Raw genomic sequence first — 14586 nt, 5'->3', positions numbered from 1 at the left:
TGGCCACTCAGCGTCCGCGCAGCCGTAGCGCGAGGAATACATCCACCCGGTGTTCCAGCCGGGACAGGTCCCGCCCGATCAGCTCCTCGATTCGGCCAACGCGGTACCGCAGGGTGTTGACGTGGACGTGCAAGCTTTCCGCGCACCGTTGCCAGGATCCGGAATGATCCAGGAAACTCTCCAGGGTGTCCACAAGCTCCGAACGGTGCTCGGCGTCGTAGGCCAGAATCGGCCCCAGCAGCCGCTCCGCGTACGAGGAGCGCACCTCCTCGGGCACCGAGGCGAGCAGCAGCTCGTGGGAGTCGATTTCAGCACCGGCGATGACCTGGGCCTGGCCGTCGCGCACCTCGGCCAGTCGGCGCGCGTGCCGCGCCTCCACCGCGGCGCCACGCAGGTCGGGAATGCCGTGAACGACCGAGCTCACCCCGAGCGCGAACCGTCGCTCGGCCAGGCCGGCCTCCAGTACCTCGACCGCCCCGCGCAGATGGGCCCGCAGCTGCTGGGCCGCTCGATGTGAGTCCTGCTCATGTTCGGGAACGGGGACCAGGGCCAGCGCGTCGTTGTTCTCCCCGGTCACCACGGCCCCGCGGTACTCGCGAACCAGTTCCGAGAGGATCCGCCGCGCCAGATCGGGGGGGGTGGCTGGGGGGCTGAGTTCGGCACTGAGGGCGATGCGGGGCTGCTCCCGGGGCATTCCTCCGCCCTGGGATCCGGCCAGTCCCTCCGTGGCGGCGGTGATGACCTGCGCTGCCTGGTCGAATCGACGTGCGGACAGCAGGGAGGCCAGACGTTCGGTGTGTTGGGCGGCCAGGAGCTCGCGTTCCTCCAGTCGTCCCCGCGCCAACATCACCAACGATGCCAGTTCGGCGGCGGCTTCCCGATGCGCCTCGCTCCACTCGTCACAGGGGCCGTCACACACCAGCAGCCATCCGGTCAGGGGGTGGGCCGTCCTCGTCCGAATCGGGGTGAGGGTGACGACGCGCTCGGGTGCGGTGTCGGTCGCGGGCAGGGACTGGCTGCGTTGGGCGCTGCCGCCGCGCAGTGCGCTGCGTGCCAGCAGTCGGCGCTGTTCTTGGTCCGGGCCCAGGCGGCGGGTCTCCTCGTCCGGGCCAGCGGCCACCAGGCGACCGGTGCTGGACACGACCCAGGCACGCAGCCCGGCTTCGGCCGTGGCCGCGCCGAACACCTCCGGCAGTTCTGCCCCCGCGGCAAGCTCCGTCATCAGGTGGCGGTGGCGTCCACGGTGCTGGGTGGCTGCGTCTGCTCGGTCTCGGGTCAGCAGATGCAGCGCCTCCTCGGTCACCGTCGCGAACGAGACGTCGCTGGGGACCTCCACCAGAGGCAGGTCGTGCTCGGCGCAGGCCTGCACCAGATCGGTGGGAATCTCACCGATTGCTGTTCCCGCCCCCAGGGCCGCAACGCCGGCCTCACACAGGGCCCGGACAAATTCGCGTGAGTCCGCAGGGTTCTCTCGCCACATCATGCCGGTCAGAACGAGCTCATCGCCGTTGAGGTAGCGCTGCGGACGCGGCAGGTCGGTGGTGTAGACCCAGCGCACCCGACGCCCCGCGTGTTCGGCACCGGTCAACAGGCGCAGACGTAGTCGCGAGATCGCGATGAGCTCGCTGAGCACCATGGCTGCCCCCTGTGTGGTCATCCGCTGGACCGATGAGTCGTTCTGTGAACGGTAACCCACAGGGTTCTTGTAGGAAAACACGAAGGCAGGGGGTGTGCGGGATGTGCGGTTCATGGTTTCGCGTCCTGGTTTACAAGATCGTCCAGTGCTGTACTTCACACAGAGCCACGTTGAGACGCACACCACGTCCACACGACAGAGGATAGCCATGGAGTTCTTCAGCCCTCCCACCTGGGAGGAGGCGCTCGAGATCAAGAGCGCGCACCCTGAGGCGGTGCCCATCACGGGAGGCACCGACGTCATGGTCGAGTTGAACTTCGACCGACGTCGGCCTTCCGCACTGCTGGACCTCACCCGCATCGCCGAGCTGCACGAGATCAGCCCCGTCGCGGAGCACGTCCGGCTCGGTGCGGCGGTGAGCTACACCCGGGTGGCCGAACAGCTGGGTGACTCGGCCCCGGCTCTCGCCCAGGCTGCCCGCACCGTCGCATCGCCGCAGATCCGCAACCGTGGCTCCGTCGGTGGCAACCTGGGGGCTGGCTCCCCGTCCGGGGACTGCCATCCACCGCTGGTGGCCACGGACGCAACGATCGAGCTGGCATCCGTACGCGGCGTACGTCAGGTACCGGCCCGAGACTTCTACCTCGGGGTCAAGCGCGTCGACCTCCAGCCCGACGAGCTGATCTCGGCTGTGTTGCTTCCCCGCCCCCGCGGGCCGCAACAGTTCACCAAGCTCGGCCCCCGCAACGCCATGGTGATCGCCGTATGCAGCTTCGCGCTGAGCCTGGACCGGGAGCACCAGCAGGTTGCCACAGGGATCGGATCCTGTGCGCCCACGCCGATCCGCGCAGCAGAGGCGGAGCAGTTCGTCGCCGCGGAGATCGATTGGTCCGGGGAGCGGCCACTACCCGCCGCCGTCTGCGCCGAGTTCGGTCGGCGTGTGGCGGCCGAGGCCACGCCGATCGACGACGTGCGGGGCAGCGCCGCCTACCGCCGGCACGCGCTTTCGGTCATGGCGCGGCGCGCCCTGGTCTGGGCCGTGAACGACTACCGAGGGGAGCAGAAGCAGTGCGCGTGAGTTTCGAGGTCAACGGCGAACAGGTCACGGCTGATGACGTGTGGCCAGGTGAGAGCCTCCTGTACGTCCTCCGGGAGCGGCTTGGCCTTCCTGGGAGCAAGAACGCCTGTGAACAGGGTGAGTGCGGATCATGCACCGTGTACCTGGATGGAGTGACCGCGTGCTCCTGCATGGTCGCTGCCGGCCAGGCCACCGGACGCACTGTCCGCACGGTAGAGGGACTCGCCGCGCCCAGCTCCGGAAGCGAACGACGCCTGGCGCCCATCCAGGAGGCGTTCGTGGAGTGCGGAGCCGTGCAGTGCGGGTTCTGTACCCCCGGGCTACTGGTACAGGCCGATGACCTGATCACCCGCAGCGTGCACAGCGGAGCGGGTGTCCCCGACGAGGAGGAGGTCCGGGAGGCGCTCGCCGGAAATCTGTGCCGCTGTACCGGCTACGTGAAGATCGTCGACGCCGTACGACTCGCGGCCACGCGCGAGGCGGAACGGGTTGCGGAGGCAGGCTCATGAACCGGGTGGTGATCGACGGCGCCCACATCGTTCCGGTATCCGAGGCGGAGATCCCCCATGGCCACCTCATCCTGGAGGAGGGCAGGATCACCCACATCGGCGCGGGCCCGGCACCCTCGCTCCCCCAGGCTCGGCGGATCGACGGCCGCGGTTGTGTCGCCACCCCTGGTCTGGTCAACAGCCACAATCACCTCTACCAGTGGGCCACTCAGGGGCTGTTCGCCGACAACACCCTGTTCGAGTGGCTCGTGGGCTCCTACGAGATGTGGCACCGGTTGGACGCCGAGGTCGTCGCCGACACCACGGTGGCTGGCCTGGCACACCTGGCCCGTTCGGGATGCACCACGGCCTCGGATCACCACTACATCTATCCAGCGGGCCGCGGCGACATTGTCGCGGCCGAGGTCGACGCGGCCCGCAGAGTCGGCCTCCGACTCGACCTGGCCCGCGGATCGATGGACCGGGGACACTCCGCGGGCGGGCTTCCCCCGGACTCGGTGGTGGAGTCCCTCGACGGGGCACTCGCAGCAACCGAGGACGCGATCGACACCCACCATGACCCCGCCTTCGACTCGATGACGCGGGTATCCGTGGCCCCGTGCTCGCCGTTCTCGGTCAGTGCGGACCTGATGCGTGGTTCCGCGGAGCTGGCCCGCAGCAAGGGGGTGCGGCTACACACCCACCTCGCCGAGACCATCGACGAGGAAGAGAAGTGCACCCGGGAGTTCGGATGCAGCCCCGTGGAATACGCCGAAAAGCTCGGCTGGCTCGGCACGGACGTGTGGTTCGCGCACGGGGTACACCTGTCGGATCATGCCGTCCAGCGCATCGCGGACACCGGGACCGGGATCGCCCACTGCCCCACGTCGAATGCACGGCTGGGGGCGGGAATCTGTCGCGTCACGGAGCTTCTGGACGCCGGCGCCCCCGTCGGCCTGGGGGTGGACGGACCCGCCTCCAGCGAACTCACCCAGCTGTCGGCCGAGATGCGCCAATCCATTTTGATGGCCCGCGCCCGGTTGGGTCCCACCGCGCTGAACGCCCGCCAGGCCCTGCACATGGCCACGCTTGGCGGCGCACAGTGCCTCGGTCGGGCGCACGAGCTGGGGTCGCTCGAGGTGGGCAAGCTCGCCGACGTCGCACTGTGGCGTATCGACGGATTCGGATACGACGTCATCGACGACCCGGTGGTGGCGCTGACCTTCGGCCCTCCTCCCCCACTGGAGCTGGTGCTGGTCGGCGGCTCGCCCGTGGTGGAACGCGGCGAGCTGCGCACCGTGTCCATCGGCACGGCCGCACACGCGGGCCGTGCCGCACACCACAGACTGACCCAGGAGGTGAGTTGCTGATGGCCGGCACTCCCACGCAGACGCGCACGCCCCTGTCCAGTGCCACCGAGGACGGTGTGGGGGCCAGTCCACTCCGGCCGGACGGGACACTCAAGGTCACCGGGGACTTCGCCTACTCCTCGGACATGTGGCACGAAGACATGCTGTGGGGAATGACCCTGCGCAGCCCACACGCCCATGCCCGGATCCGGGGAATCGACATCACCGGCGCCGTGGCCCTGCCCGGGGTGTATGCCGTCCTCACCCACGAGGACGTTCCCGGAGCCAAACGCTACGGACTGGAGATCCAGGATCAGCCGGTGCTGGCCTTCGACAAGGTCCGCTACCGCGGCGAGCCCGTGGCCATCGTCGCCGCGGACCACCCAGAAACCGCCCGCCGGGCACTGGACCGGATCCACGTGGACTACGAGGTGTTGGAACCGGTACACGATCCACGTCGATCCGCCTTCGACGAGGACTGCCCCCGGGTCCACAGTGACGGCACCCTGCCCGTCCACGAGGAGTACAACCAGCGGGGCAACCTGGTCCGCCACCAGCCGGTACGAACCGGTGCCTTCGCCTCGGGGGCCACCCCGGCGGAGCTGCGGGCCCAGGCCGACGTCGTGGTCACGACCGACTACGAGGTCGGCATGCAGGACCAGGCGTTCCTGGGCCCCGAGTCCGGCATGGCCGTGCCAGCCGAAGACGGTGGGGTGGATCTCTACATCGCGACCCAGTGGCTCCACGTGGACCAGAGCCAGATCGCTCCCGCGCTGGGCCTCGCCGAGGACAAGGTACGCCTCACCCTGGCCGGGGTCGGGGGCGCCTTCGGCGCCCGCGAGGACCTGTCCATGCAGATCCACGCCTGCATGCTCGCATTGCGTACCGGCCGGCCCGTCAAGATCGTGTACAACCGTGAGGAGTCCTTCTACGGGCACGTCCACCGCCACCCCGCGCAGATGCGCTACGAGCACGGCGCTCTCAGCGACGGAACCCTGCTGTACGCAACCCTGGAGATTGTCCTGGACGGTGGCGCCTACGCCTCGGCCACCCCGGCCGTGGTGGGGGTGGCGTCCTCCCTGGGGATGGGTCCCTACGAGATCCCGAACGTGTCGGTAGACGCGTACGGTGTCTACACCACAAACCCGCCCTGTGGAGCGATGCGCGGCTTCGGGGCCGTGCAGGCCTGTTTCGGCTACGAATCCCAGCTGGACCGGCTCGCCCACAGGCTGGGCATGCATCCAGTGGACCTGCGGATCAAGAACGCCATGAGCCAGGGCTCGCGCATCATCACCGGCCAGGAAATCGACATGCCCCTGCCCATGGCCGAAATGCTCGAGCGGGCCAGAAACCTGCCCATGCCCGAGCCACGTGCGGTCCCGACGGAGTCGAACCCACCCGACCTGCGCACCCTTCCCGGGGGTGTCGCCAACACGACCCACGGCGAGGGGGTGGTCCGCGGAGTGGGCTACGGCGTGGGGGTGAAGAACATCTGCTACTCCGAGGGCTTCGACGACTACTCCACCGCACGCGTTCGCCTGGAGGTGATCGGAGGAGAGCCCACCGCCCTGGTGCACACCGCCGCCGCCGAGGTGGGACAGGGCCTGGTGACGGTCAAGGGACAGATTGCCCGAACCGAGCTGGGGGTGGAGCGGGTGACGATCCACCCCTCCGACACCGGAGTGGGGTCGGCGGGATCGTCGTCAGCCTCCCGCCAGTCCTACATGACCGGTGGGGCGGTGCAGGCCGCCTGTGCCGCCGTACGGGCGTCGGTGGTTGCCCTGGCACGCCGCCGTGGGCTCGTGCCTTCCGAGCTCGCGGACTCCGAGCTCCGGCTGGAGGGAGGAAAACTCGTCGCGGCGGCGGGGCCAGTGGCGGCCCTAGAGGACGTGCTGGACTCGGAAGTCGTGGAGGAAACCCGCGAGTTCCACCATCGCCCCACCCAGTCCCTGGATCCGGTCCACGGACAGGGCAACTCCCACACCCAGTTCGCGATGTGCGTGCACCGCGCGGTCGTGGACGTCGACACGGAACTGGGACTCGTCAAGGTGGTCTCCCTGGACGCGGTCCAGGACGTCGGAAAGATCCTGCATCCCCAGCAGCTGGCGGGACAAATCGAGGGGGGTGCCACCCAGGGGCTCGGGCTGGCCCTGATGGAGGAGATCCAGGTGGATCACAGCGAGATCCGAAATCCGTCGTTCACCGACTACCTGATCCCCACCAGCCTCGACACGCCGCCGATGCGCCACGAGATCCTGGAGAATCCCGACCCCAACGCGCCCTACGGTCTCCGTGGCGCGGGTGAGCCTCCCACTCTGTCCTCCACACCAGCGATCATCGCGGCGATCCGCGATGCCACCGGGCGGCCGCTAACGCACGCACCCGTACGCGTCGACGACATCGTCGGCCTGCACACCTGAGTGGACACAGGGCCGAGTTCCACGGCTCTGCGTCCACGCTCCAACTGCCCGCCGCGGCGCCACAGGCGCCCGTGTCGCCGCGGCGGGTACCTCGTCCCGGTCATACCGGCGGCCCCATCCCGCACCGCCACGGGACTCGGCACCCACATCTCGTGCCCCATATTCAATAACAAATTGAAACTAAAAAATGACTAAAAGTAACTAAATTCGACGCTGCGGACCAACCGCGCCCTCATCCCTCCAGGAGGGGATCATGACCCAGGCGAACTCCGCGTCCACCCCGACCAGGACCGGTCGATCCTGGCTCGACCGGTACTTCTTCATCAACGAACGCGGATCCACATACGGACGAGAATTCCGCGGTGGCCTCACCACCTTCATGGCGATGGCCTACATCATCGTCCTCAACCCCCTCATCCTCGGTGGAGCCGAGGACATCAACGGCCAAACTCTCGACAACGCTCAGCTCACCACGATGACCGTGCTCTCGGCCGGTTTCATCACCATCCTGATGGGGGTCATTGGACGTGCCCCGATCGCTCTGGCCGCCGCCCTGGGGGTGATGGCCGTCGTCGCCTACCAGGCGGTCCCACAGATGACCTGGCCCGAGGCGATGGGCCTCGTGGTGTGGCAGGGAGTGGCGATCATCCTGATGGTCGTCACCGGTGTCCGCACCGCGGTGATGAATGCCCTTCCCGCCAACCTCCGCGTCGCGATCGGCGTCGGCATCGGCATGTTCGTCGCACTGATCGGCCTAAACAACGCCACCTTCGTCAGTCAGGGCGACAGCGCCCTGCTCGAGCTGGGCACGGTCGGCCATCTGGCCGGCTGGCCGGTCGTGGTGTTCATCGTGGGACTGCTGGTGTCCGCAGTGCTGCTCGCCCGGGCAGTCCCCGGGGCCATCTTCTACGGCATCGTCACGGCTACCGTGCTCGCCGTGGTGGTACACAGCCTGTTCGCCGTACCGGACGAGGCATGGGGTGAACAGGTACCCGAGCTTCCGAACCAGATCATGTCCAGCCCCGACTTCAGCCTGTTCGGACAGGTCGACCTGTTCGGAGCCTGGACCTCAGCGGGTGTGGCCAGCGCAGGAATCATCCTGTTCACTCTGGTACTCGCCGGCTTCTTCGACGCCTTGGGCACAATCCTGGCGGTCGGGGAAAAGGCCGGGATCACCGACCAGCGAGGCCGGATGCCGCGCGTCAACGAGATCCTCACCGTTGACGGAGCGGGCGCCGTGTCCGGGGGGATCACCAGTTCCTCGGCGACGCTGGTGTTCGTGGAATCCACGGCCGGGGTGAGCGAGGGGGCCCGCACCGGCCTCGCCAGCGTGGTCACCGGGGTCCTGTTCCTGCTCGCCATGCTGTTCACCCCACTGACAGGAATCGTGCCCTCCCAGGCCGCGGCGTGTGCGCTGGTTCTGGTGGGCGCGATGATGATGATGCACATCGGGCGTATCGACTGGTCCGACATCACCACCGCCGTCCCGGCATTCCTCACGATCGCGGTCATGCCCTTCGCCTACTCAATCGCCCACGGGATCGGTGCCGGCATCATCGCGCACACGGTCCTCAAGACCGCCCAGGGCCGGTCCGTGGAAGTGGGCTGGCTCATGTGGATCCTGACCCTGGTCTTCGTGTTCTACTTCGCCATCGGTGGGGTAGAGATCCTTCTGGGCGTTTCGTAGGGCACCCCGGAGCGCATCAGCCGTTCCCGCGGCGGAGGAACCCGGCCATGACCGGGACCAGCTCCTCCGCCGCAACCCCATGCCACGCCCCGGAACCGACGGTGTTCGGCGCGGGGCAGGGTGGCGGCCACGTCCGTGGTCCACCAGTGAAACTGGGCGTCGCTGCGGTCCCTGTCCATATCGAGCGTGGGAGTCCGGACCTCGGCCAGATGGTGCCGCGGCTGGTAACGCCAGTGCCGCCCGGACACGAACCCATGAACACACGCCGTCCCACCAACCGTGTCGATGAGGGCCGTGAGATCCTCCACCTCGCGCCGCACCGCATACGGCGGTGAGCCGTGTCCCCACCCCCTGTTCGAAGGCGATACTGGTTCCGTTTGCGGACCGTACGGTGCCGGTGTACTCCGGCTGTGGGGACTCTGGTGTCCGGGTACGGTCCGACAGGAGAATCTGTGTCGCCGGGGGCACTCGACGGCGGCGGCTGGAGCCCCCACACCATCACGTGGTGGGAGCAGATGCGGAGTGAACTGGGGGTGACCGTGCCCAGGCGATGGGTGACACGGCTCGGCTGGGGACTGCTCGTCCTGGCCGTGACGGTCGGGATCACCGGGCAGGTGTGGGCCTACGGGAGCAGCGCGGGCGACCGCTACCCGGCCACCGCCGAGCCGCTGCCCGAACGCCCCACGGCGCTGGTGCTGGGTGCCGGGGTCCGCGACGACGGCCGGCCCAGCGGAGTGTTGGCCGGACGGCTGGACGTGGCCCGGGACCTTTACGCGGACGGGCACGTCACCACGATCCTCGTCACGGGGGACAACAGTCCCGCACATCACCACGAGACGGACACGATGCGGGACTATCTCGTCGCGGCAGGGGTTGCGCCCACCGACATCAACACCGACCCTCTGGGGCTACGAACCTGGGACTCGTGTGTGCGCGCCCGGGAGGTGTTCGATGTGCACGCCGCGGTCGTGGTGTCGCAGGCGTTCCACCTGCCACGCGCCGTGGCCCTGTGCCAAAGTGCCGGGATCGACGCTGTCGGGGTGGGCCACTCCAGTTTCGACAGTCGACCCGCCGGGACCGTACACGGATACCTGCGGGAGGTCCCCGCCCGGATTCACGCACTGGGCACCGTCCTCCTGCGCCCCGAACCACACCGCGGGACCGCTGCTGTGGATAGGCGCGATCCCGCCCCGGCGACGCAGACCACCGCGCCATGGGAGCAGATCTAGGTCCTGTTTCGTGAACCATTTCGGGCTCGCGTCTCCCAGGACGACGCGCGCTGCGCCGATGCGCGCACACAGCCAAACCAGGATGCCGTTCGCACATCGGCTTGCGGGGCCTCGCCCTGGAGAGCCGCTCCCTCATCCGAAAGCGTTCAAGAAACACTCCCTAGGCTGGTGGGGAAGCGTGCCCCCTGGCTCTCCGGCCCCCGGAATGGTGGAATTGACACAGTGACTCCCGTACCGACCGGCCACCATCCGGGGCGCCCCGCCGGCCCGGGGATCGCGCTGGGGCCGGCCTTCGTCATCACCACCGCAGCCGCAGCCCCCGACGAGGAGGAAACGGCCGCCCCGGCCGAGCCCGACCACGAGCACCGGCGGGTCGACCACGCGTTACGGGCAGCCGCGACCGCCCTGCGAACGCTTGCCGCTGAGGTCAGTGCGGCCACAGACACAACCCACGCGGAGATCTTCCACGCCCAGGCACAGATGGCCACCGACGCGGCGCTGGCCGAGCGGATCCACGCTGCGATCGAGGAGGGGAGCCGCGCCCCGGCCGCCGTCCGTGACGCCTTTTCCGAGTTCCGCTCCACGCTCGCGGCCTCGACAAATCCGTCCCTGGCCGAACGGGTCGCCGACCTCGACGACGTTCGGGGCCAGGTCCTCGCGGTCCTCGCCGGGCGACAGCCGGGGCGTCCCGTTCCCACCGCTGCCTGCATCGTGGTCGCCGACGAGCTGACGCCGGCACACACAGTACGACTCCCCCGGGCCTACGTCCGGGGAATCGTCTGCGCCTCCGGGACGTCCACGAGCCATGCCGCCATCCTCGCACGCGCCCTGGGCATCCCGGCGGTCATGGGGGTTACGGGCATCACCGACCTGGTCCGCGAAGGCGTCCCGGTACTCGTCAACGGAGATGACGGAACCGTGACGCTGAATCCGGACGAGGAAACGCGGGCTCAGGTGCAGCAGGAACTCACCGCGCAGGCGGAGACGACCCTCCGGCTGCGTGCGGCCGCGCACCGACCCGGCCACACCAGGGACGGACGCCGGGTGGAGGTGGCAGCCAATATCGACACCCCGGATGCGGCCCGCAACGCTGTCTCCTGCGGCGCCGAGGGAGCTGGCCTGGTACGCACGGAACTGTTGTTTCTGCGGGCCCGACAGCCACCGAGTGTCGCCGAGCAGGCCGAATACTACCGGTGGGTTGCCCAGCAGCTTCCCGGAGCGCGTGTCGTGTTCCGCACCATGGACATCGGAGCGGATAAGCCACTGCCGTTCGCGGAACGCGGCACGGAGGCCAATCCGGCACTAGGGCTGCGCGGGCTACGCCTGGGGCTCGGTCAGCCACAGCTGCTGCGCGACCAGCTGCGGGCCGTGCTGCGGGCCGCCCGCTCGTGCACGGATCCCAGCCAACGGCTGGCTGTCATGTTCCCTATGGTCACCACCTGCGCGGAGATCCGTCGGGCACAGGAGATCCTCGCCGAGGCAGCCGAAGCCGAACGGGCGGGCATCGCCGACATCGACGTCGGCATCATGGTCGAGGTACCCGCGGCCGCGCTCGCCACCGACCGCCTTGCCCCACTGGTGGACTTCGTGTCCCTGGGCACCAACGACCTGGTGCAGTACCTGTTCGCCGCGGACCGGACGAACGCTGCGGTTGCCGGCATACCGGAGCTGTGCACGCCAGAGGTACTGCAACTGGTACGCGGGGTGGTCGCCGCCGGGCACCGGAGCGGCGCACGGGTCGCGGTATGTGGGGAGACCGCCGCTGACCCGCTCACCGCGGCTGCCCTCGTCGGTGCCGGTGTCGACGAGCTCTCCGCCGCGCCCCCCGCGATCCCGCAGATCAAGGCGGTCCTGGCGCGTCTGGACGCGGTCCGGTTGACCGAGATCGTGGCCGAGGCCTCGACGCTGGACAGCGCCGAGGCGGTGCGAGACCGGCTGACTGCCGAGCTCGCCGGAGCCGTGGGCGACCCGGGCACGACACAGTAGGCTGCGGCCGCCACGGCTCCGGCGAGGGTGTCAGCGGGAGCCACGCAGGAGCGCCCGATGTGCCAGCTCGCGGCATACCTCGGCGAAGTCCCGTCCCGCAGCGGACACGGCGATCGGAAGCGTCGAGGTCTCCGTCATCCCCGGCGCAACGTTGGCCTCCAGGAACCACACCTGCCCGTCGGCGTCCACGATCACGTCCGTCCGCGAGACATCCCGCAGCCCGAGGGCGGTGTGCGCGGTGACAGCGGCCTGTTGGACCGCCGCAACCACCGGGTCGGAGAGCCGGGCGGGACTGAAGAACTCGGTGCGACCCGCCGTGTAGCGGGCCTCGTAGTCGTACACCCCGCCATCCGGGACGATCTCCACCGGAGGCAGGGCAACCGGGCCGTCGCCCACGTCCAGTACGGCCACCGCCACCTCGGCCCCGTCAATGCGCTGCTCGATGATCGCCGTGTCGCTGTAGGCGAAGCAGCCCACCAAGGCCGAGGACAGGGCGTCCGCCGATCCCACCGCGGTTGCGCCGAACGCCGACCCGCCCGCGGCCGGCTTCACGAACAGGGGCAGCCCCAACTGGTCCACCACCCGCTGGAGTACCGCGGGGGCACCCAGGTCATGGAACGCCGACTTCGGGAGAGCCACCCCCCGGGGTACCCGCACACCCTGATCGGCCACCAGACCCGAAGCGATCGGCTTGGCGAAGGTGACCCGGCAGGCCTGCGGGCCGGCACCGACATAGGGAATCCCGGTCAGATCCAGGATCTCCCGAATCGCACCATCCTCCCCAGAGGAGCCGTGCAGCACCGGAAAGACCACCTGTGGCGGGTCGTCCTGGAGTCGGCGCAGGAGCTCACCGTCGGCGTCGGCAACCTGAACCTCCAGGTCCAGGCCGCGCAGGGCCTCCGCAACGCGGCGTCCCGAACGCAAGCTGACCTCGTGTTCGGGAGACATGCCGCCTGCCAGCACCAGCACTCGGTCAAGATCCGACACCGCACCACCTTTCGGCTCGTACCCACGTGCGTGGGGTTCAACGTTGGTCACGGGACATTCCTCCACTGCCGTGGCGGTCAAGGCATGCTGGCTTGGCTGGCAGCGCCCCTGCTGCACCACACTGGCTGCGTTCTGGTCAATCGACTTGGGATTCGGCTGCCTCCACGCCCTAGGGAAGATCGGGTCGGGGGGTGTCCCCGCCGGAGCTCTGCGGCGCCGGAACGTTGCCGAAGGTATCACGCAAGGCGATCTCGGCCTCGACCACGCCCGCCAGCCGGCGCACCCCCTCGCGGATCTGTTCGGGTGTGGGGTAACAGAACGACAGCCGCATGTTGCGTCGCCCCTCGTCTCCGGAAAAGAAGCCGGTGCCGGGCACGTAGGCGACCCGCTCGCTGACCGCCCGCGGCAGCATGGCCTTGGCGTCCAGCCCCTCGGGAAGCGTGAGCCAGACGAAAAAGCCACCTCCCGGGCGGGTCCAGGTGGTTCCCGGCGGCATCTGTGCCTCGAGCGCGGACAGCATGGCGTCGCGCCGGCGACGGTACATCTCCCGGAAGTCCTTGATCTGTTCCCGCCACGGATGCACATCCAGGTAGCGGGCCACCACCAGCTGGTTGAAGATCGAGTGGCTGAGCATCGCCGACTCGGCTGCCAGCACAAGCTTGGCCCGAACCGCTGCCGGCGCCAGAGCCCAGCCGATCCGGAACCCCGGGGACAGGGTCTTGGAGAACGAGCCCAGGTAGATGACGTTGTCGGGAGCGTCGGCGTGCAGGGCCCGCATCGGGTCCGACTCGAAGCCCAGCAGCCCGTAGGGATTGTCCTCCAGCACCAGCAGGTTGAACCGGCGGCAGATCTCCACAACCTGGCGCCGCCGCTGGCTACTCAAGGTGACACCCGCGGGATTCTGGAACGTGGGCACGGTGTAGAAAAACTTGGCCTGGCGTCCCTCGGACTCCAGACGGGCCAGGGTTTCTTCGAGCGCCTCGGGGACAACCCCGTCCTCGTCCATGGAAACGTGGACGATGTCAGCCTGGAAGGCCGCGAAGGTGTTGATCGCAGTGACGTACGTGGGGGCCTCGGTCAACACCACGTCCCCCGGATCCACGAACACCCGGGTGACCAGGTCCAGCGCCTGCTGCGAGCCAACAGTGACGATCACATCGTCGGGGCTGGCATCGATCCCCTCCTCAGCCATCACCGCACAGATTTGTTCGCGCAGGTGCGCATCACCCTGTGCCGGGCCATACTGCAAGGCCGTGGCCCCCTGGTCGGTGACCACGGATCGTACGATGTCCCCTAGGTCGTCCAGCGGCAGCGCACTCACGTTGGGCATGCCCCCGGCCAGGGATACCACCTCAGGGCGGGACGCCACGGCGAACAGTGCCCGTACCTCCGAAGCCACCATCCCCTGTGCTCGTGCCGCGTAGGCGTCAACATAGGGGTCGATCCGGGAGCCGTGCGGGCTCGGCTGGTGGGACTCTCGGGGATCTACGGACACGATCCACCTCCGCATGCGTCGGGCACTGCCGGTTCGGGAACTGTGCACGGCACACCTCCGCTCGGATCGGGCGGCGCTGCCCGTGTCCGGCGAGGCGGTCGTAGGAAACTGTGCCGCGAATGTCCCGGTGATTTCCGCAAGTCTATGCGCAACCGGACCGCGCGTGCCGCCCGGCACGACGGACGTGCGACCGTGGCCGAGACCGGCCCCAGGGGCGGCGTGCTACACCGA

The 14586-nt window shown here is 68.8% G+C and carries 10 protein-coding genes; 7 read left to right on the top strand and 3 right to left on the bottom strand.

The features are described 5' to 3' along the window. Positions 1-7 precede the first annotated feature (7 nt). Positions 8-1636 carry a PucR family transcriptional regulator gene (locus RIF23_RS01695; protein ID WP_310911207.1) on the bottom strand — a complete coding sequence of 543 codons (1629 nt, stop codon included), beginning with the start codon at positions 1634-1636 and terminating at the stop codon, positions 8-10. A 208-nt stretch (positions 1637-1844) separates the two neighbouring features. Between RIF23_RS01695 and RIF23_RS01690 the strand changes: the two genes are divergently transcribed. From RIF23_RS01690 to ptsP, 7 genes are all read left to right on the top strand, one after another. Then, positions 1845-2714: an FAD binding domain-containing protein gene (locus RIF23_RS01690; RefSeq protein ID WP_310910517.1), complete on the top strand. Its 870-nt coding sequence runs from the start codon at positions 1845-1847 to the stop codon at positions 2712-2714. Further along, positions 2705-3223 carry a (2Fe-2S)-binding protein gene (locus RIF23_RS01685; RefSeq protein WP_310910516.1) on the top strand — a complete coding sequence of 173 codons (519 nt, stop codon included), beginning with the start codon at positions 2705-2707 and terminating at the stop codon, positions 3221-3223. Before RIF23_RS01690 ends, RIF23_RS01685 begins: the two co-directional genes overlap by 10 nt. Next, positions 3220-4572: an 8-oxoguanine deaminase gene (locus RIF23_RS01680; RefSeq protein ID WP_310910515.1), complete on the top strand. Its 1353-nt coding sequence runs from the start codon at positions 3220-3222 to the stop codon at positions 4570-4572. The genes RIF23_RS01685 and RIF23_RS01680 overlap by 4 nt, the downstream gene beginning before the upstream one ends. Then, on the top strand, positions 4572-6971 hold the full coding sequence (locus RIF23_RS01675) for a xanthine dehydrogenase family protein molybdopterin-binding subunit (protein ID WP_310910514.1): 2400 nt from the start codon (positions 4572-4574) through the stop codon (positions 6969-6971). The genes RIF23_RS01680 and RIF23_RS01675 overlap by 1 nt, the downstream gene beginning before the upstream one ends. A 253-nt stretch (positions 6972-7224) precedes the next feature. Then, positions 7225-8658: an NCS2 family permease gene (locus tag RIF23_RS01670; RefSeq protein ID WP_310910513.1), complete on the top strand. Its 1434-nt coding sequence runs from the start codon at positions 7225-7227 to the stop codon at positions 8656-8658. Between the two features lie 515 nt (positions 8659-9173). Continuing rightward, the gene (locus RIF23_RS01665; RefSeq protein ID WP_310910512.1) at positions 9174-9887 is read left to right on the top strand and encodes a SanA/YdcF family protein; all 714 of its coding nucleotides are present in this window, start codon (positions 9174-9176) and stop codon (positions 9885-9887) included. Between the two features lie 222 nt (positions 9888-10109). After that, on the top strand, positions 10110-11873 hold the full coding sequence (gene ptsP, locus RIF23_RS01660; protein ID WP_310910511.1) for a phosphoenolpyruvate--protein phosphotransferase: 1764 nt from the start codon (positions 10110-10112) through the stop codon (positions 11871-11873). A gap of 30 nt (positions 11874-11903) precedes the next feature. Here the strand turns inward: ptsP and RIF23_RS01655 are convergent, their stop codons facing one another. Beyond that, the gene (locus RIF23_RS01655; protein WP_310910510.1) at positions 11904-12860 is read right to left on the bottom strand and encodes a D-alanine--D-alanine ligase family protein; all 957 of its coding nucleotides are present in this window, start codon (positions 12858-12860) and stop codon (positions 11904-11906) included. Positions 12861-13029: 169 nt separating this feature from the next. Next, positions 13030-14355 (bottom strand): aminotransferase-like domain-containing protein, encoded by a 1326-nt coding sequence (locus RIF23_RS01650; protein WP_407659352.1) that lies wholly within the window; start codon positions 14353-14355, stop codon positions 13030-13032. Between the last annotated feature and the right edge of the window lie 231 nt (positions 14356-14586).

The organism is Lipingzhangella rawalii, from assembly GCF_031628175.1.
Classification (GTDB): Bacteria; Actinomycetota; Actinomycetes; order Streptosporangiales; family Streptosporangiaceae; genus Lipingzhangella_A; species Lipingzhangella_A rawalii.
The sequence above is the reverse complement of the archived record's forward strand: the minus strand, read 5'-3'. Positions and strand labels throughout refer to the sequence as shown.

Coding starts and splice junctions, on each gene's coding strand:
- RIF23_RS01695 (WP_310911207.1), bottom strand. CDS start 1,636: ATGGTGCTCAGCGAGCTCATCGCGATCTCGCGACTACGTCTGCGCCTG.
- RIF23_RS01690 (WP_310910517.1), top strand. CDS start 1,845: ATGGAGTTCTTCAGCCCTCCCACCTGGGAGGAGGCGCTCGAGATCAAG.
- RIF23_RS01680 (WP_310910515.1), top strand. CDS start 3,220: ATGAACCGGGTGGTGATCGACGGCGCCCACATCGTTCCGGTATCCGAG.
- RIF23_RS01675 (WP_310910514.1), top strand. CDS start 4,572: ATGGCCGGCACTCCCACGCAGACGCGCACGCCCCTGTCCAGTGCCACC.
- RIF23_RS01670 (WP_310910513.1), top strand. CDS start 7,225: ATGACCCAGGCGAACTCCGCGTCCACCCCGACCAGGACCGGTCGATCC.
- RIF23_RS01665 (WP_310910512.1), top strand. CDS start 9,174: ATGCGGAGTGAACTGGGGGTGACCGTGCCCAGGCGATGGGTGACACGG.